The organism is Saccharopolyspora sp. ID03-671 (genome assembly GCF_045278815.1).
Lineage (GTDB): Bacteria > Actinomycetota > Actinomycetes > Mycobacteriales > Pseudonocardiaceae > Saccharopolyspora > Saccharopolyspora ipomoeae.
The window spans coordinates 2922060-2938518 of sequence record NZ_CP134054.1; the positions used below are offsets into that span (position 1 = coordinate 2922060).

Sequence of the window (16459 nt, forward strand, 5' to 3'; positions counted from 1 at the left end):
CCGGCACCGCGCTCGGCACCGGGGCCCGACGAGCACGCTCGTCGCTCGTCGACGTGATTTTCAGTTGTCGCCTCGGCCGGGAGGCGCCGTGACCGCGTCAGCCGGCCGGCAGCGCGTCCCGGACCGCCTGGCGGCCTCAGCCGGTGGCCGACTCCAGGGCGTCGCCCAGGTTCTTGGCCTCCTCGACCGACATCTCGACGACGAGCCGCCCACCACCCTCAAGCGGGACGCGCATCACGATGCCGCGTCCCTCCTTAGCCACCTCGAGGGGACCGTCACCGGTCCGGGGCTTCATGGCCGCCATAGCGTGCTCCCTCCGTGAAATCTTCCCCCGCTGGTCGCCACAACCAGCTCGGGTCCACCCCCATTCTCCCCCATCCCGAGGCGTGGACGAAACCGAACCGATCAACTCGTGTCGCCCGTGCGCTGGTCGAATATCGCCGACGGCTGGCAGACTCACCGTTCGTGTGGGGTGTTTCGGCGCCGTTCGGCACATCGCGGACACCGTCTGCGATCACCGTGAGGAGCCGTTCCACTCCGGCGTGTCACCGATCTCACGGCGGCCGTCCCGGCGACCAGCGGGGACACCGTCCAACCGGGACGGCGCGCCGGCCGCGCGGTCCACAGTGGAAGTGCTCGCGCGATCCCGCCGCAACGGACGTCAAGGCAAGGAGCTTGGAGTGACCGACGTACTGCTGACCGAGGACACCGCTGGTGTGCGGCTGCTCACGTTGAACCGCCCCGAGTCGTTCAACTCGCTCAACATCGAGCTCAAGCAGGCGCTGCTGACGGCCCTGCGGGAAGCCGCGGCGGACGACTCGGTGCGCGCGCTGGTGATCACCGGCGCGGGCAAGGCGTTCTGCGCCGGACAGGACCTCAAGGAGCACATCCAACTCCTCTCCAGCGGCGACCCGAGCCCGCTGAAGACGGTCGAGGAGCACTACAACCCGATCACCAAGGCGCTGGCGACGATGCCCAAGCCGGTGATCGCGGCCGTCAACGGCACGGCGGCCGGGGCGGGCGCGGCGATCGCCTACGCCAGCGACCTGCGGATCGCGGCGACCGGCTCGAAGTTCCTGATGGCCTTCGCCAACGTGGGCCTGTCGACGGACTCGGGCGCCTCCTGGACGCTGCCGCGGCTGATCGGCTACGGCCGAGCGATGGAGATGCTGCTGCTGGCCCAGCCGGTGCAGGCCGACGAGGCGCTGCGCATCGGCATGGTCAACCAGGTCGTCGAGGACGCCCTGACGGTGGCGATGGAGCTGGCCACCCGCATGGCCGCGGGCCCCACCTTCGCCTACGCCCGCATCAAGGAAGCCGTCCAAGCGGCCTCCGCGGAGGCCCTCGACGAAGCCCTCGCGGTCGAAGCGGGCGCCCAGAACGAAGCGGGCCTCACGGCAGACCACAAGGAGGCGGTCGCCGCCTTCGTCGACAAGCGCGACCCCAACTTCACGGGCCGCTGACCCTCGGCCACCCGATTTCAATGGAAGTCGTGTTCCCGACTTCCATTGAAATCGGGAACCCGCGCGGTCAGGCTCGCCAGCAGTGCTGGAGGTGGTCGTCGACCATGCCCGTGGCCTGCATGAGGGCGTAGCAGGTGGTGGGGCCGACGAAGACGAAGCCCCGGCGTTTGAGCTCCTTGGCCATGGCCTTCGACTCGTCGGTGATGGCGGGGACGTCGCCGAGCGCGGCCGGGCGTTCGGATTCCGCCCTGCGTGGCGGGGCGAAGGACCAGAGGAGGTCGTCGAGCGGGACGTCGAGGTCCAGGACCGCGCGGGCGTTGGAGATGGCGGCGTCGATCTTGGCGCGGTTGCGGACGATCGAGGCGTCGGCCAGCAACCGCTGCCGGTCGTCCTCGTCGAAGGCCGCGACCTCCTCGGGGTCGAAACCGGCGAAGGCCTCGCGGAAGGCCGGGCGCTTGCGCAGGATCGTCAGCCACGACAGGCCGGACTGGAACGACTCCAGGGTGATCCGCTCGTAGAGCTCCGGGACCCCGCGCAGCGCGACTCCCCACTCCTGGTCGTGGTAGGCGGCGTAGTCGGGTTGCGCGGCGCCCCACGGGCACCGCGCGCGACCGTCCTCGCCGATGACGACCGCCCCGTTGACAGCGGCCCCGTTGCCGACGGCACCGTCACTCATCCTCGGCACCGCCCCGGGCGCGCGCCTTGTCGAGCTCCTGCCCGGCGACGTCGAGCTGGCGCTCCAGCACCGCGATCCGTCCATGCAGCTCGTCGAGCTCGCCGGCGAGCCGGTCCAGCACCCAGTCCACCTCGGTGACCTTGTAGCCCCGCAGGACCTGCTGGAACCGGACCGCGCGCACGTCGGAACCCTCGACGTCGGACGAGGGGAGCCGGGTGGGCGTGGAGCCGGGCGGCAGCGGCGCGAGCTGCTCGCCCCGCCCGAACACCAGCGAAGCAAGCAGGTACACGACGGCCGCGACCGCCAGCACCACGAACACGTAGATGAGCGCACTAGCCACGAAGCCAATCGTGGCACGCCCCACCGACCGTCAGGCAGACGGCCGGATCGCACGCGGCGCAGCCGCGAGGCGTGAAGACCACCCTCGCAGCCCGCACCGCCGCGGGTTCTGAGACGTCGTCTGGCGAGTACGCCGCGACGCCGTGTATTGGCATACATCAGGAGCGGCGCACGGAGTCCAGACGGCGTCTCAGGTTCCGCTACCCGCACCGCCGAGCAAGACGACCGCGGACGGAGATCAGGTCTTGGCGGGTGCTCAGGTCTTGGCAGGTGCTGTCAGGACGCCTTCGATGGCGTGGGTGAATTCTCGCCAGGCGCGGCGTTCCGCCTGGAGGGTTTGGGTGCCCGCCTGGGTGAGCCGGTACGTGCGCCGCTGGCGGCCGCCAACGGTGCTCCAGGAGCTCTGCACGAATCCGGCTCGCTCTAGTCTGCGCAGCGCCGGGTAGACCGTGCCGGTGGGCAGGTCCAGGGCGCCACCACTGCGTTCCTGCAAAGCCTCGATGATCGCGTAACCGTGCAACGCCCTGCCGTCGAGGGTGGCCAGGAGCAGGGCGTCCAGGTGGCCGCGGAGCGCATCAGCCTTCACAGGTAGCGACTCTACGGGTATTTCCAGGCAGTGTCACCGCCTCCACACAAGAGGACCAAGGTCCTTTCGCGATCAGGACCTCCATGATGTGAGTCACAGCAGCTTGAGTCGGCCGATCGGGTGGTGTGGACCCGAACGGACGCTCCCGATCGGCTGAATCGAGCACACTCGGGGATCGTGAAACGGAGGCCGACCCTCCCTCCGCCGAACCCCGACCAGGAGCCGATTGCCGTGCCCGACCGCGAAGCGGAAACGACCAGTGGTGCCGGCCTGCTCGCCAGGTCCGCCCCGGCCACCCCGAGCCCCCGGGACACCACCGACCACACCGACCGGCTGGCCGCCCTCGACCAGGCCCGCGTCTACCTGAACTCGCTGGTCGACGTCCTCGACCAGCACCCCGCACCGAGCCTCGACCTCGACGAGGCGAAGTGGCGGCTCGCGGAGATCGTCGACGAGCTGGCCGTCGAGCAGCCCAGCCCGCCGCGCGTCCAGTCGCGCTGGATCCGGCTGGTGCCGGTGCTGCGCGAGGTCCGCCCGGACATCCCGTTCCCCGCGCTCACCCACCTGATCCGCACCGCGCTCGGCGTGGCCTGAGTCAGGCCAGGCCGCGCAGCACCTGATCCGGCTGCCGGGTGCCGGAGATGGTGGCGACCATGTCGACGACCCGGCGGGTCTCGCGCACCTGGTGCGCGCGGAAGACGCGGGCGCCCTGCCACGCCGCCACGGCGGTCGCTGCCAGGGTGCCCTCCAGCCGTTCGGTGACCTCGGTGCCGAGGGTCTCGCCGACGAAGTCCTTGTTCGACAGCGCCATCAGCACCGGCCAGCCGGTGTCGACGAGCTCGCTCGCCCGGCGCAGCAGCGCCAGGCCGTGCCAGGTGTTCTTGCCGAAGTCGTGGGTCGGGTCGATGAGCACGCCTTCGGCCGGAACGCCGAGCGCCACCATCCGCTCGGCCCGCTCGACGAGCTCCGCGGTCACCTCGGCGACCACGTCGGCGTAGCGGGGGCGGTAGGCGTCGGTGCGCGGGGCGAGCCCGCCGGTGTGCGAGCAGACGACGCCGACGCGGTGCTCGGCGGCGACCTCGGCCAGCTTCGGGTCGGCCCCCGCCCAGGTGTCGTTGAGCAGGTCGGCGCCCGCATCGCAGACCTGGGCGGCGACCTCGTGCCGCCAGGTGTCGACGCTGATCACGAGGTTCGGGTGCCGCTCGCGGACCGCGGTCACGAACGGCACCACCCGGGCCGCCTCGTCGGCGGCGTCGACGCGTTCGCCCTGCGCACCGGCGCGGACACCGCCGATGTCGACGATGTCCGCCCCGTCGGCCACCGCCCGGTCGACCGCGGCGAGCGCGGCGTCGGCGGCGAACGTGCGGCCGCGGTCGAAGAACGAGTCGCGGGTCCGGTTGACGATGCCCATCACCAGCGGCCGGTCGGACGGCATCTCCTTGTCCCGGAACCGCAGCTGTCGTGCGCTCATGCGGCGAGGGCGTCGAGGGCTTCGTCGACGTCGGCTGTCACGGTCAGCACGTCGAGCGAGCGCTGCGAGGCGAAACCGGTCTCCACCAGGCCGTTGAGCCAGTCCAGCAGGCCCTGGAAGTGCCCGTCCGGGTCGAGCAGCACCACCGGCTTGGCGTGCATCCCCAGGTAGCGGGCGGTCCAGATCTCGAAGAGCTCCTCGCAGGTCCCGATGCCGCCGGGCAGGGTCAGGAACGCGTTGGAGTGCGCGTCCATCAGGCCCTTGCGCTCGCGCATGGTGTCGACGACCAGCAGCTCGTCGGAATCGGTGTCACCGACCTCGCGGTCGACCAGCGCGCGCGGGATGACGCCGATGGTGCGGCCGCCGTCGGCGCGGGCCGCGCGGGCGATCTCGCCCATCATCATCGAGACCTTGCCGCCGCCGGAGACCAGCGTCCACCCGCGCTTGGCGATCTTGCGACCCACCTCGGCGGCCAGGTCCAGGTAGTGCTGCGGCACCGGCCCGGACGCGCAGTAGACGCAGACCGATACGTCCGCCGAAGGGGTGTTCAATGGGTCGCCTCCCACGCCTCGTAGGCCTCCTGCACGATCGACACCGCGTCGTCGATGTCGTCGGTGACGTGCAGCAGCTCCATGTCCTTCTCGCCGATCTTGCCGCCTTCGAGCATCCGGTCCCGGATCCAGTCGTAGAGCCCCTGCCAGTAGTCGCTGCCGAAGAGCACGACCGGGAACTTGGTGACCTTCTTCGTCTGCACCAGGGTCAGCGCCTCGAACAGCTCGTCCATGGTGCCGAAGCCGCCGGGCAGGCAGATGAACGCCTGCGCGTACTTCATGAACATCGTCTTGCGGACGAAGAAGTACCGGAAGTTGACGCCCAGGTCGACCCACGGGTTCAGGCCCTGCTCGAACGGCAGCTCGATGCCCAGGCCGATCGACAGCCCGCCGGCCTCGGAGGCGCCTCGGTTGACGGCCTCCATCGTGCCGGGGCCGCCGCCGGTGATGGACGCGCAGCCGATCTCGGCCAGCGCCTTGCCCAGAGCCACGCCGGTGGCGTACTCGGGGTGCTCGCGCGGGGTGCGGGCGGAGCCGAAGACGGTGACCGCGCGCGGCACCTCGGCCAGCGCGCCGAAGCCCTCGACGAACTCGGCCTGGATCCGCAGCACCCGCCACGGGTCGGTGTGCACCCAGTCGGAGGGGCCTCTGGAGTCCAGCAGGCGCTGGTCGGTGGTGGTCGGCTCGCTCAATCTGGAGCGGCGCAGCACCACGGGTCCGCGTTGCTTCTCGTGCGGGCGCTCCACGCCGTTGGGTTCACCCCACTGGCCATCGACTGTCATGGTGTCGAGCCTACGCAGCCGCCGATCGTTCTCCGAGTCGCCCCGCCGCTGTACGCGGACGGTGAAATGCCTGTTCACGGGGGATTCACAGGGCCGTCTCGCGGCGTACGATACGAAGAAAAGATCTAGCGGCGCCGGCGACGCGAGCCGGGCGCCACCCGCAGATCCGCTCCTGATCTACGCAGGCGCTCCAGCGCCGTCGGGCCGTCCCCCACGAGCCCGGGAGTCGATCATGCTCATCGAACTGCTCATCGCAATCCTCGTGCTCGGTGTCGTCTACGTCGCTTCGAGCGTCAAGATCATCAAGCAGTACGAGCGGGGAGTGGTGTTCCGCTTCGGCAGGCTGCAGGAGCTCACCCGCGGCCCCGGGATCACCACGATCGTTCCCGCCGTGGACCACTTGCGGAAGGTGAACCTGCAGATCGTCACGATGCCGGTGCCCGCGCAGGAGGGCATCACCCGCGACAACGTCACGGTCCGGGTCGACGCGGTCGTGTACTTCCGGGTGCAGGACGCGGCGCGGGCCGTGGTCAACGTCGAGGACTACCTGTTCGCGATGGGTCAGCTCGCCCAGACCTCGCTGCGGTCGATCATCGGCAAGAGCGACCTCGACGACCTGCTGTCCAACCGCGAACGCCTCAACCAGGGCCTGGAAATCATGATCGACAGCCCGGCGCTGGAGTGGGGCGTGCACATCGACCGGGTGGAGATCAAGGACGTCTCGCTGCCGGAGTCGATGAAGCGCTCCATCGCCCGCCAGGCCGAGGCGGAGCGCGAGCGCCGGTCGCGGGTGATCTCCGCCGACGGCGAGTTCCAGGCTTCCCGCAAGCTCTCCGACGCCGCCCGCGTCATGTCCGACACCCCCGCTGCGCTGCAGCTCCGCCTGCTGGAGACGGTCGTCGAGGTCGCGGCGGAGAAGAACTCCACGCTGGTCCTGCCGTTCCCGGTCGAACTCCTCCGGTTCGTCGACACCATCCAGCAGACCACCGCCAACGGCGAGCCCGCCGAAGAATCCCGGAAACCCGAAGAACCCCAGGAACCCGAAGCCCCAGAACTCACCGAAGCCGAACGCCGAGCCGCCGAACTCCCCGAGGAGACCACCCCGGCTCCGGCCCTCCCCCAGCAACGCGTCACCGAAGAACCGGCCGACACCGAGGTCCTCGGCACCGCCTGACGCCTCACCCCCGCACCGGGTGACCGGAATACGCCGGTAATCCGGCACCCGATTGCGGCCGCAATCCGGGTTCCACCCCGAACACGGCCGTAATCCGGTACCCGATTACGGCCGTATTCCGGCACTCGATTACGGCCGTATTCCGGCACTCGATTGCGGCCGTATTCCGGCACTCGATTGCGGCCGTATTCCGGCACCCGATTGCGGCCGTATTCCGGTCGCTCCTGGGTGCGGTTGGTCAGGACAAGAAGCGGTGGAGGGTGGCCGCGCAGTGGCGGATCTCCGCCGTGCGGACGTGCTCGTGCTGGGTGTGGGCCAGGGTCGGGTTGCCGGGTCCGAAGTTGACCGCCGGGAGGCCCCTGGCCGCGAAGCGGGCGACGTCGGTCCAGCCGAGCTTGGCGACCGGCTCCGCCTCGGAAGCCGCGACGAGCTCGGCGGCGGCCGGCGAGGTCAAGCCCGGCAGGGCACCCGCCGAGAGGTCGGTGACCACGACCTCGTAGCCCGAGAACAGTTCGCGCAGTTCGGCTTCGGCCTGCTCCGCGGACTTGTCGGGGGCGAAGCGGTGGTTGACCGTGACCACGCACGAGTCCGGGACGACGTTGCCCGCGACACCGCCGGCGATCTTCACCGCCTGCAGCCCCTCCCGGTACTGGAGACCGTCGATCACCGGGTTGCGCGGGGTGTGCTCGACCAGCCGCTGCAGGATCGGCTGCGCGGCGTGGATCGCGTTCTCCCCCATCCACGCGCGCGCCGTGTGCGCGCGGGCGCCGGTGGTGCGGACCTCGACACGGATCGTGCCCTGGCAGCCCGCCTCGATCGAGGCGTTCGACGGCTCGCACACCACCGCCAGATCGCCGTCGAGCCACTCCGGCAGCTCGCGCTCGATGCGGCCGAGACCGTTGCGCTCGGCCTCGATCTCCTCGCAGTCGTAGAACACGAAAGTCAGGTCGTGGCGCGGTTCGGTGAGCGCGGCGGCCAGGTTCAGCATCACCGCGTCGCCGCTCTTCATGTCCGTGGTGCCGCAGCCGTGCAGCAGCTCCTCGTCACCGGAACCGGTGCGGTGCGACGGCAGGTTGTCGTTGATCGGCACGGTGTCGAGGTGCCCGGCCAGCACGACGCGCGCGTCGCGGCCGAGGTTCGTGCGCGCCAGCACGGCTTCGCCGTTGCGGACGACCTCAAGGTGCGGGGCCTGCGCGCGCAACGCCTGCTCGACGGCGTCGGCGATGGTCTTCTCCGAGCCGGAGACGCTGGGGATGTCCACCAGCGCGGCGGTCAGCTCGACGGGGTCCGAGGTGAGGTCCAACGAAGCGGTCACGCCCGGCAGGCTACTCGGGTGAACTGCGTGACCTGCACCGGCGGGAACCGAATCGCCCGAACCGCCATCAGAGTCAAGATCAGCGGGCTAGGCTCCCGCATCGAATCGGGCGGCTCGCGGAGGCGGACATGAGCTACAGGGCGGAACCGGAGGCGCTGCGCGCGGCCGGTCGGAAGGCGGTGCTCGCCGGGGAGCAGGCCGAGCAGGTGCGGCTCGGCGACCCGGCCACCGACATCGCCGAGGCGATGCCGGGTGGCAAGAGCGAGGGCGCGGCCAAGCGGGTCGCGCAGAGCTGGCAGCGCACGCTCAAGACCTGGGGCGGCGACGCCCGCGCGCACGGCGAAGCGCTGACGAGCTCGGGCGACGAGTACGAGCGCGGCGACCGCGACGGCGCCCGCGGCATCGACTCGGCGGGGCGGTGAACGACGTGGTCAGCTACGCCGACGTGCGCCGGTGGAAGCCCGAGCAGCTCGACGCCGTGCACCAGCAGCTCGGCAACCGCCGCGACGACCTGATCAACCTGCAGGACGAGCTCGACGCCTCCCGCAACCCCGACGGCTGGACCGGCGACGCCGCCCAGCGCTCCGCCGACCAGCACCGCGAGCTCGTGCAGCGGATGCGTTCGCTGGTCGCCGAGGTCGCCACGGTCCGCGCTGCCGTCGCCACCGCCGCCGACGAGGTCACCGCGATCAAGCGCCGGGTGGAGATGGCCGACCGAGAGGCCGAGGGCCACGGCTTCCAGATCACCGAGGAAGGCGGCGTCCGCGACGTCAAGCCACCGGAGAACGTGCCGGCCGACGAGGCGGAACAGGTTCGCGCGCAACGCATCCGGGTCCGCGACGACCTGGTCGACGAGATCGAGAAGATCCTCGACCAGGCAGAAGCCACCGACGCGGCCCTCGCCGAAGCCCTCGACGCGGCCGACGAGGACGAAGTCCGAGCAGGCACGGGCACCACCCTGGCCAGCGCGGCCTCCCCCGAGGAGATGGAGGAGCTCGCCAAGTCGGCCGGGAAACCGGCGGGGACCTCGCCGCAAGCGGTCGCCGACTGGTGGAAGTCGCTGTCCGACGAGCAGCGCTCCGCCGTGCTGGAGACGAACCCGAAGATGGTCGGCAACCTCGACGGCATCCCGGCCACCATCCGCGACAAGGCCAACCGCGACCGCATCAGCGACGAGCGCGGCGCGCTCCGCAACCGCAAGGCGGAACTGTCCCGCAAGAGCGAGCTCACCGACGCCGAGCAGGCCGAGTTCGACGGCCTCGACGCCAAGCTCAAGTCCCTGGACAAGGTCGAGGAGACCCTCGACAAGGGCGACCGGCAGCTGCTCACCCTCGACTCCAGCGGAGAGCGGATGAAGGCGGCGGTCGCCGTCGGCGACGTCGACACCGCCGACCACGTCTCGGTGTTCACACCGGGCCTGACCAGCACGGTCGACGGCAGCCTCGGCGGCTACGACAACGACATGGCCAAGCTGGTGCAGAACTCCAAGGAGCAGCTGTCCGCCGAGGGCAAGGACGAGTCCGTGGCGGCCGTGACCTGGATCGGCTACGAGGCACCGCAGATCGACGGCTCGATCGCCGACGTGGCCGGTGCGGACCGGGATTCCGTGATCAGCGCTCAGTCCGCCCAAGAGGGGGGCGAGAAGCTGAACGGATTCCTCGGTGGAATCAACGCCTCTCGCGATGAAGACCCGCACCTCACCGCGATCGGGCACTCCTACGGATCCACCACGACCGGCTACGCCCTCCAGCAGGGCGGACACGGTGTCGACGACGCGGTTCTGTACGGCTCACCCGGTTCAGGTGCCGACTCGGTGAAGGACCTGCACCTTCCCGAAGGGCACGCCTACCGGATGGAGGCGAAGTGGGACCCGGTCGCCGATCTCGGCAGGTTCGGCGACGACCTGACCCACCAGGACGGCTACCGAGATCTGTCCACTGAAGACTCCCGCTACGGCGAGGGCGTGACCGGCCACAGCGACTACCTCAACGAGGACACCACCAGCCAGCACAACGTCGCCGCGGTGGCGGCCGGGCTGCCCGACAACATCGAGCACGGCAGCACGTCCGGCGTCGGCGACCACATCTCGCAGGGAACGAAGACCGTGGTCGACACCGGTGAGAAGGTGGTCGACGGCGTCGGGGACGGCATCGGTTGGACCGTTGACAAGGCCAAGGACCTCTTCTAGATGAAACACCTCGTGTTGGTGCTGCTCTGCGCCCTGCTCACCACCGGATGCGCGGACAACGCAGGCGATCCGTTCGACGACAAGGACGAGATGGACGTGGAAACCCTTCAGCAGCGGCCGTCGATGGACGAGATCACCGCTCGCTACGGCGACATGCAGGCGCAGCTGCGCGACCGGCTGTCCTCCGAGCTCGGCCTGGGCGCTGACTGGATCGACGAGGGCGACTTCCTGCGTGCCGGGTGCAAGGGGAGCGATCTCCCCGCCACGGCCGAGCAGCACTCCCTCAACCGGTGGGCCTACCGGGGTCAGATCCCGGACGACCAATGGGCGCGCGCCCAGCAGATCGTCGCCGACGTCGCGGGCGGCTCCGGCTTCGGCGCCCCCGAGGTCGTGCTGGACCGGCCCGGCAATCACCGCATCGTGCTCACCGACTCCTTCGGCGCCGAGCTGAGCTTCGGGACCAAGGTGCACACCACGCTCCAGGTCCGCACCGGGTGTCATCTGGTGGTGAAGTGATGAGCGACGCGGACACCAGCGGGCGGACCGCTGCGGTGATCTTCGCCGTGATCGCCACTCTCGGGGCGTTCCCCGCGATCTGGTTCACCGGCGTGATCGGCATCTGGGCCGCGTCCGTCCCGTGCGATTCCGGCTCGTCGGGCACCTGCCTCCCGGTCGGGGTCGCTGCGATCGTGGCCGTGCTCTTCCTGCTCGCCGCGCCGATCCTGCTGTGGATCAGGGTCGTCCGCCCCGGCTCGACCGGGGGCGCGGTGGCGACGGGGTTGATCACCCTGATCGTCGCCCCGCTGCTGGCCTTGGGGGCGATGAGCCTCGGTCTGGCCATCTGAGAGCGGCATCACACGTCCGTGGCGTCGTCCCGTCACGGCTCCGTGACAGCGGTCCGGCATCATCCGAAGACGTCCGCTAAGACGTGTGTCTCTGACGGGGGTACCGGTGTTGGACCCGCGAAGTGCGCTGCAGCAGCGACCGAGCATCGAGCAGATCATCGCGCAGTACGGCCAGATGCAGGAGCGGCTGCGCGATCTCCTCGACCACCTGGTCGGACCGCTCCGGTGGGCGGTGTCCACGCCCGAGACGAGAGTGGACTGCACCGAGTTCGCCGGGTCCGACGCCGAGAGCCGCGTGCTGGCGTCCTGGCGGGCGGCGGAGCCGATCGCCGACCACGACTGGCCCAGCGCGGTGTCCATCGTCCGGTCCATCACCGCCGAGTACGGCTTCGGCGAGCCGGAGATCATCGTGAACCGGACCGGGGATCACGAGGTCACCGGCAACGACTCCTACGGCGCCGTCTACACCTTCGGGACCGCGAAGGCGACGATCCTGACGCTGACCACGGGATGCCACCTGCCGAGCGCCCTGAAGTCCTGACCCCGTGCGGGCCGAGCGGGGTGTTGCCGATTACCGTTTTGGGCATGAGCGCGAACATCCCCGACCCGCAGACCACGGGTGCCCACGGCGTGGGCCTGGCGACCGTGACCGACGACGGCACGGTTCTCGACACCTGGTTCCCCACCGTCAAGCTCAGCGAGTCCGGCGAGTCCGGCACGACGAAGCTGACCGCCGAGCAGGCCGCCGAGTCCCTCGGCGAGGCCGGTGTCGCGCTGCTCGGGCGGGATGACGCCCGCGGCGTCGAGGTCATCGCGGTCCGCGTCGACATCGCCAAGCTGGCCGACGCCCCGGCCGACGCGCACGACGTCTACCTGCGGCTCCACCTGCTCTCGCACCGCCTGGTGCGCCCGCACGGGGTGAGCCTGGACGGCCAGTTCGGCCTGCTCGCCAACGTCGTGTGGACCAACCACGGGCCGTGCCCGGTGGAGGGCTTCGAGGCGACCCGGCTGCGGCTGCGGGCGCGCGGCCCGGTGACCGTGTACAGCGTCGACAAGTTCCCGCGCATGGTCGACTACGTGGTGCCCTCCGGCGTCCGCATCGGCGACGCGGACCGGGTCCGGCTGGGCGCGCACCTGGCCAGCGGCACGACCGTGATGCACGAGGGCTTCGTGAACTTCAACGCCGGGACGCTGGGCGCCTCGATGGTCGAGGGCCGCATCTCGGCCGGTGTCGTGGTCGGCGACGGCTCCGACGTCGGCGGCGGCGCGTCGATCATGGGCACGCTGTCGGGCGGCGGCAAGGAGGTCATCTCCATCGGTGAGCGCTGCCTGATCGGCGCCAACGGCGGCATCGGCATCTCGCTGGGCGACGACTGCGTCGTCGAGGCGGGCCTGTACGTCACGGCCGGCACCAAGATCACGCTGCCGGACGGCACGCTGACCAAGGCCTCCGAGGTCTCGGGCAACGACGGCCTGCTGTTCCGCCGCAACTCCACGACCGGCGCGGTCGAGGTCGTCAACAAGACCGGCGGCAAGGTCGAGCTCAACGCCGCCCTGCACGCCAACGACTGATCATCCGCTAGCTCGCGAGGGCCCCTTCCGCCGCAGGTGGGAGGGGCCCTTCAGGTTGATTTTGGCCCGTTCGGAGCAAGCCTCGGGGTGAGTTGTCCGGTTTAGCATGGGGGATGGCTGCTACCCGGCTTCTCGAGAACGTGCTCGCCGCCGAGCCGGTCGAGGTGGGGTGCAAGGCCCCGATCGCGGCTCACGTTGGCGCGGGGCTGGACCAGCGGTTGCGGGCGCTGCGCGCGCACGAGGCCGGGACTCGGGTCGGGGAAGATCCCGAGGAGCTGCACCAGATGCGGGTGTCGGTCCGGCGGATGCGGGCGATGCTGCGCTCGGCGAGGCCGTTCCTGGACCGGGACGAGTCCGAGCCGCTGCGCGCCGAGCTGGGCTGGTTGGGCAGGGCTCTGGGCCCGGTCCGGGACCTGGACGTGCTGCTGGAGCGGCTGCGGGCGGAGTCGGCCGACCTGCCGGAGTCCGAGCGCGGCGCCGCGGAACGGCTCATCTCGGGGCTGGACGGCGACTACCTGCGGGCCCGGGACGACATGCTGGCGGCGCTGGACAGCGACCGCTACGACGAGCTGCTGGAACGACTCGCCCGGGCGACGCGGGAACTTCCCGGCCGGGATTCCGGTGTGGACGCGGCGGCCCAGCTGCGCAAGCTGGTGCGGCGCGAGTTCCGCAAGCTGGGCAAGGCCGTCGGCGCGCTGCCCGCCGAACCCGCCGACGCCGAGCTGCACGCGCTGCGCATCGACGGCAAGCGGCTCCGCTACACCGCTGAGCTCGCCGAACCGCTGCTCGGCGCCCCGGTGAAGCGGCTGATCAAGGCCACGAAGGGCTTCCAGGACGTCCTCGGGGAGCACCAGGACGCGTGCGTGGCCGAGGAGCGGATCCGCGCGCTGCTCGACGGTCTCGGGCCGCGCCCGGACGCCTCGATCGCCTTCGCGGCAGGGCGGCTGGTGGAGCGCGAGGAGTTCCGCAAGGCGGACCGCCGTGCGCGGTGGCCCGAGTCCTGGGAGGCGCTCAGCTCGGCCGGGGACGCGGTGTGAGGACGGTTTTAGCCATAATTGACCGGGCAAAAGGGACTTCGATCATGGTCAATTATGGCTAAAACTGTCGGGATCAAGCACCCAACCGCTTCGCCGCAGCCGCGATCCGCTCATCGGTCGCGGTGAGCGCGATGCGCACGTGACGGCCGCCGTCGGGGCCGTAGAACGTGCCCGGCGCGGCGAGGATGCCGCGCTCGGCGAGCCACTGCACGGTCGCCCAGGCGTCCTCACCCCGGGTCGACCACAGGTACAGCCCCGCCTGGGAGTGCTCGATGGTGAACCCGGCGGCCTCCAGCGCGGGCCGCAGCACGGCGCGGCGCGCGGCGTAGAGCTCTCGCTGGGCGGCGACGTGCTCGTCGTCGTGCAGGGCGGCGGTGACCGCCTCCTGCACCGGGCGCGGGACGATCATGCCCGCGTGCTTGCGCAGCTCCAGCAGCCGCGCGACCAGCACCGGGTCACCGGTGACGAACCCGGCGCGGTAACCGGCCAGGTTCGACGACTTCGACAGCGAGTGCACCGCCAGCAGGCCGTCGCGCGCGGCGCCGACCGAGGGGTGCAGCACGGAGACCGGCTCGGCGTCCCAGCCCAGCGCCAGGTAGCACTCGTCGGAGGCCACCGCGGCACCCACGTCCTGGGCGGCGCGCACCATCCGGCCGAGCTCGTCGGCGGTGAGCACGCGGCCGGTCGGGTTGGACGGCGAGTTCAGCCAGAGCAGCCGGGTGCCGGCGGGCGGCAGCTCACCGGGGGCGAGCCGGACGACCTCGGCACCGGCGATCTTGGCGCCGACCTCGTAGGTCGGGTAGGCCAGGTCCGGGATCGCGACGACGTCGCCGGGACGCACGCCCAGCAGCGTCGGCAACCACGCCACCAGCTCCTTGGAGCCGATGGTCGGCAGCACCGCGTCCGGCTCCAGGCCGGTGATCCCGTAGCGCCTGCGCAGCGACGCCACGGCCGCCTCGCGCAGGTCGGCAGTGCCGTGGGTGGCCGGGTAGCCCGGCACGTCCGCCACGGACGAGAGCGCCTCCTGGAGCTTCGCCGGGACCGGGTCGACCGGCGTGCCCACGGACAGATCGACGATGCCGTCCGGGTGGGCCTGCGCGGTCGCCTTGTGCGGTGCCAGCGAATCCCAGGGGAAGTCAGGAAGCCGGGGCCCGGGCGTCGCCGCGCCCGGGCCGGTCGCGGAACTCATTCGCCCTGAGGCGGCAGGCTCGTGACGGGCTCGACGTCCTTGTTGACCTTGCCCACCTTCGCGGCACCACCCGGCGAGCCGAGCTCGTCGAAGAAGTCCACGTTCGCCTTCGTGTAGGCGGTCCACTCGTCCGGGACGTCGTCCTCGTAGTAGATGGCCTCGACCGGGCAGACCGGCTCGCAGGCACCGCAGTCGACGCACTCATCGGGGTGGATGTAGAGCATCCGCCCGCCCTCGTAGATGCAGTCGACAGGGCACTCCTCGATGCATGCCTTGTCGAGCACGTCCACGCACGGCTCGGCGATCACGTAGGTCACGGTTGCACTCCAGCTCGAAGCGTTGTCCAACTCGCGCGCAGGAATCTCCTGCCGCGACTGCTGACAGTATCTCGCGGACCCCCGCGCGCGGGGAACTGGTCCCACAGCTCGGGAGTCCCGACGACTCTACTTCGCTTGAGTTAACGGCGTAAACCGTTCCGGCTCAACCACTCCGCACCCTTCCGGCCGATTCGCTTGAGCGCCGAACGTTCCCCCAGGTAACCGCCGATGACGCCCACTACGGGCAGGTTCCCGAGCATCTGGTGGTGCAGCCGCCCCTGCGGCCGCTTGTCGAGCTCCGAATCGATCTCCCAGAGCGCACGTGCCATGCGCCACACCGTGCGCACCACGGCCTTCACGGTCGCTTTACCGTGCTTGCGCTTCGAGGCGTCGAGATCCTCGGTGAGCTCCTGCGCCTGCTCGTCGTCGGCGGCGGTCCCGGCGGCCAGCTCGGGGCTGATCTCGCGGTCCAGCAGCACCTCGGCGATCAGCCGGACCTTGACGGCCGGGTCGGTCACCCCGTGCTCGCCGGCGATCGCGCAGAGCACGAGGCTCTGCCCGGTGATGCCCAGCGCGTTGCGCAGCGGCAGCCGCGAGGTGATCGCCCCGCCGAACCGCGGCAGCCCGGCCGCCAGCGCGAGGAACCGCCCCACCCGCAGCGTCCACCAGTCGCAGCGCTCGTCGACGCTCATCGAGTCCCAGGTGGAGCTGCCGGGCAGCTGCATGGAATCGAGCTGACGGAGCAGCTTGTTCACCGCCCCGTCGCCGAGCGCCTCGATCTCCCGCCCCCGCAACCGCACGGGATCGGCCTCCCGCAACGCGTTGAGCACCGGCGACGCCGCCCGCACGAACGGCCGCAGCACCCCCGCGATCCGCTCATCGGTCAGAACCTCGGTCATGCACCCATTCTGCAGAACCCCCAGATCGAAAACCGCAACATTCGTCGTGTCGAAA

At 70.6% G+C, this 16459-nt stretch carries 21 protein-coding genes; 10 read left to right on the forward strand and 11 right to left on the reverse strand.

Annotation, left to right across the window (positions count from 1 at the left end):
• Positions 1 to 136: 136 nt before the first annotated feature.
• Positions 137 to 304 carry a DUF3117 domain-containing protein gene (locus tag REH65_RS13180; protein WP_281458782.1) on the reverse strand — a complete coding sequence of 56 codons (168 nt, stop codon included), beginning with the start codon at positions 302 to 304 and terminating at the stop codon, positions 137 to 139.
• Positions 305 to 680: 376 nt separating this feature from the next.
• Here REH65_RS13180 and REH65_RS13185 point away from each other — a divergent pair, with 376 nt between their 5' ends.
• Entirely contained in the window at positions 681 to 1463 is a 783-nt protein-coding gene (locus REH65_RS13185; RefSeq protein WP_281458783.1) for an enoyl-CoA hydratase-related protein, read from the forward strand.
• Between the two features lie 67 nt (positions 1464 to 1530).
• On the opposite strand, the gene REH65_RS13190 is transcribed toward REH65_RS13185, so the two are convergent.
• The 3 genes from REH65_RS13190 to REH65_RS13200 all read right to left on the reverse strand — a co-directional run bounded on the left by REH65_RS13190 (position 1531) and on the right by REH65_RS13200 (position 3064).
• Complete coding sequence (locus REH65_RS13190; protein WP_406692637.1) at positions 1531 to 2139, reverse strand: DNA-3-methyladenine glycosylase I; 609 nt, start codon at positions 2137 to 2139, stop codon at positions 1531 to 1533.
• On the reverse strand, positions 2132 to 2479 hold the full coding sequence (locus tag REH65_RS13195) for a DivIVA domain-containing protein (protein WP_093415054.1): 348 nt from the start codon (positions 2477 to 2479) through the stop codon (positions 2132 to 2134). The genes REH65_RS13190 and REH65_RS13195 overlap by 8 nt, the downstream gene beginning before the upstream one ends.
• 255 nt (positions 2480 to 2734) lie before the next feature.
• Positions 2735 to 3064: a PadR family transcriptional regulator gene (locus tag REH65_RS13200; RefSeq protein ID WP_281458785.1), complete on the reverse strand. Its 330-nt coding sequence runs from the start codon at positions 3062 to 3064 to the stop codon at positions 2735 to 2737.
• 231 nt (positions 3065 to 3295) lie between these two features.
• Here REH65_RS13200 and REH65_RS13205 point away from each other — a divergent pair, with 231 nt between their 5' ends.
• On the forward strand, positions 3296 to 3658 hold the full coding sequence (locus REH65_RS13205; RefSeq protein WP_281458786.1) for a hypothetical protein: 363 nt from the start codon (positions 3296 to 3298) through the stop codon (positions 3656 to 3658).
• Position 3659: 1 nt separating this feature from the next.
• Here REH65_RS13205 and folP read toward each other — a convergent pair whose 3' ends face one another.
• The 3 genes from folP to REH65_RS13220 are packed head-to-tail and all read right to left on the reverse strand — an operon-like array spanning position 3660 to position 5868.
• Positions 3660 to 4535: a dihydropteroate synthase gene (folP, locus tag REH65_RS13210; RefSeq protein ID WP_406692638.1), complete on the reverse strand. Its 876-nt coding sequence runs from the start codon at positions 4533 to 4535 to the stop codon at positions 3660 to 3662.
• Positions 4532 to 5086, reverse strand: a complete 555-nt coding sequence (locus tag REH65_RS13215; protein ID WP_406692639.1) for a TIGR00730 family Rossman fold protein — start codon at positions 5084 to 5086, stop codon at positions 4532 to 4534. The genes folP and REH65_RS13215 overlap by 4 nt, the downstream gene beginning before the upstream one ends.
• A complete protein-coding gene (locus REH65_RS13220; RefSeq protein WP_281458789.1) occupies positions 5083 to 5868 on the reverse strand; it encodes a TIGR00730 family Rossman fold protein in 786 nt (261 codons plus the stop codon). The genes REH65_RS13215 and REH65_RS13220 overlap by 4 nt, the downstream gene beginning before the upstream one ends.
• Before the next feature lie 232 nt (positions 5869 to 6100).
• Between REH65_RS13220 and REH65_RS13225 the strand changes: the two genes are divergently transcribed.
• The gene (locus REH65_RS13225) at positions 6101 to 7042 is read left to right on the forward strand and encodes a slipin family protein (RefSeq protein WP_406692640.1); all 942 of its coding nucleotides are present in this window, start codon (positions 6101 to 6103) and stop codon (positions 7040 to 7042) included.
• A gap of 238 nt (positions 7043 to 7280) precedes the next feature.
• Here the strand turns inward: REH65_RS13225 and dapE are convergent, their stop codons facing one another.
• Positions 7281 to 8357 carry a succinyl-diaminopimelate desuccinylase gene (dapE, locus tag REH65_RS13230; protein WP_406692641.1) on the reverse strand — a complete coding sequence of 359 codons (1077 nt, stop codon included), beginning with the start codon at positions 8355 to 8357 and terminating at the stop codon, positions 7281 to 7283.
• 128 nt (positions 8358 to 8485) lie between these two features.
• On the opposite strand from dapE, the gene REH65_RS13235 reads away from it, so the two are divergent.
• From REH65_RS13235 to REH65_RS13265, 7 genes are all read left to right on the forward strand, one after another.
• Positions 8486 to 8779: a hypothetical protein gene (locus tag REH65_RS13235; protein WP_406692642.1), complete on the forward strand. Its 294-nt coding sequence runs from the start codon at positions 8486 to 8488 to the stop codon at positions 8777 to 8779.
• Positions 8776 to 10545, forward strand: coding sequence for an alpha/beta hydrolase (locus REH65_RS13240; protein ID WP_406692643.1), 1770 nt, complete (start codon positions 8776 to 8778; stop codon positions 10543 to 10545). The genes REH65_RS13235 and REH65_RS13240 overlap by 4 nt, the downstream gene beginning before the upstream one ends.
• The gene (locus REH65_RS13245) at positions 10546 to 11061 is read left to right on the forward strand and encodes an LppA family lipoprotein (protein ID WP_406692644.1); all 516 of its coding nucleotides are present in this window, start codon (positions 10546 to 10548) and stop codon (positions 11059 to 11061) included.
• Positions 11061 to 11390 carry a hypothetical protein gene (locus REH65_RS13250; RefSeq protein WP_406692645.1) on the forward strand — a complete coding sequence of 110 codons (330 nt, stop codon included), beginning with the start codon at positions 11061 to 11063 and terminating at the stop codon, positions 11388 to 11390. The genes REH65_RS13245 and REH65_RS13250 overlap by 1 nt, the downstream gene beginning before the upstream one ends.
• Positions 11391 to 11496: 106 nt before the next feature.
• Positions 11497 to 11931, forward strand: a complete 435-nt coding sequence (locus REH65_RS13255; protein WP_406692646.1) for an LppA family lipoprotein — start codon at positions 11497 to 11499, stop codon at positions 11929 to 11931.
• Between the two features lie 44 nt (positions 11932 to 11975).
• Positions 11976 to 12962 carry a 2,3,4,5-tetrahydropyridine-2,6-dicarboxylate N-succinyltransferase gene (dapD, locus tag REH65_RS13260; protein ID WP_093415071.1) on the forward strand — a complete coding sequence of 329 codons (987 nt, stop codon included), beginning with the start codon at positions 11976 to 11978 and terminating at the stop codon, positions 12960 to 12962.
• Between the two features lie 113 nt (positions 12963 to 13075).
• A complete protein-coding gene (locus tag REH65_RS13265; RefSeq protein ID WP_406692647.1) occupies positions 13076 to 13999 on the forward strand; it encodes a CHAD domain-containing protein in 924 nt (307 codons plus the stop codon).
• Positions 14000 to 14072: 73 nt separating this feature from the next.
• Here the strand turns inward: REH65_RS13265 and dapC are convergent, their stop codons facing one another.
• The 3 genes from dapC to REH65_RS13280 all read right to left on the reverse strand — a co-directional run bounded on the left by dapC (position 14073) and on the right by REH65_RS13280 (position 16404).
• Positions 14073 to 15188: a succinyldiaminopimelate transaminase gene (dapC, locus tag REH65_RS13270; RefSeq protein WP_406692648.1), complete on the reverse strand. Its 1116-nt coding sequence runs from the start codon at positions 15186 to 15188 to the stop codon at positions 14073 to 14075.
• Positions 15185 to 15505: a ferredoxin gene (fdxA, locus tag REH65_RS13275; RefSeq protein WP_281458798.1), complete on the reverse strand. Its 321-nt coding sequence runs from the start codon at positions 15503 to 15505 to the stop codon at positions 15185 to 15187. Before fdxA ends, dapC begins: the two co-directional genes overlap by 4 nt.
• A 140-nt stretch (positions 15506 to 15645) precedes the next feature.
• The gene (locus tag REH65_RS13280; RefSeq protein WP_406692649.1) at positions 15646 to 16404 is read right to left on the reverse strand and encodes a hypothetical protein; all 759 of its coding nucleotides are present in this window, start codon (positions 16402 to 16404) and stop codon (positions 15646 to 15648) included.
• Positions 16405 to 16459: the final 55 nt, after the last annotated feature.

What these genes read in the sequence shown, in the direction of transcription:
- REH65_RS13245 (WP_406692644.1), top strand. Translation starts at nt 10,546, where the DNA reads ATGAAACACCTCGTGTTGGTGCTGCTCTGCGCCCTGCTCACCACCGGA.
- REH65_RS13250 (WP_406692645.1), top strand. Translation starts at nt 11,061, where the DNA reads ATGAGCGACGCGGACACCAGCGGGCGGACCGCTGCGGTGATCTTCGCC.
- dapC (WP_406692648.1), bottom strand. Translation starts at nt 15,188, where the DNA reads ATGAGTTCCGCGACCGGCCCGGGCGCGGCGACGCCCGGGCCCCGGCTT.
- REH65_RS13265 (WP_406692647.1), top strand. Translation starts at nt 13,076, where the DNA reads ATGGCTGCTACCCGGCTTCTCGAGAACGTGCTCGCCGCCGAGCCGGTC.
- REH65_RS13180 (WP_281458782.1), bottom strand. Translation starts at nt 304, where the DNA reads ATGGCGGCCATGAAGCCCCGGACCGGTGACGGTCCCCTCGAGGTGGCT.
- REH65_RS13225 (WP_406692640.1), top strand. Translation starts at nt 6,101, where the DNA reads ATGCTCATCGAACTGCTCATCGCAATCCTCGTGCTCGGTGTCGTCTAC.
- dapD (WP_093415071.1), top strand. Translation starts at nt 11,976, where the DNA reads ATGAGCGCGAACATCCCCGACCCGCAGACCACGGGTGCCCACGGCGTG.
- REH65_RS13235 (WP_406692642.1), top strand. Translation starts at nt 8,486, where the DNA reads ATGAGCTACAGGGCGGAACCGGAGGCGCTGCGCGCGGCCGGTCGGAAG.
- REH65_RS13190 (WP_406692637.1), bottom strand. Translation starts at nt 2,139, where the DNA reads ATGAGTGACGGTGCCGTCGGCAACGGGGCCGCTGTCAACGGGGCGGTC.
- REH65_RS13220 (WP_281458789.1), bottom strand. Translation starts at nt 5,868, where the DNA reads ATGACAGTCGATGGCCAGTGGGGTGAACCCAACGGCGTGGAGCGCCCG.
- folP (WP_406692638.1), bottom strand. Translation starts at nt 4,535, where the DNA reads ATGAGCGCACGACAGCTGCGGTTCCGGGACAAGGAGATGCCGTCCGAC.
- REH65_RS13280 (WP_406692649.1), bottom strand. Translation starts at nt 16,404, where the DNA reads ATGACCGAGGTTCTGACCGATGAGCGGATCGCGGGGGTGCTGCGGCCG.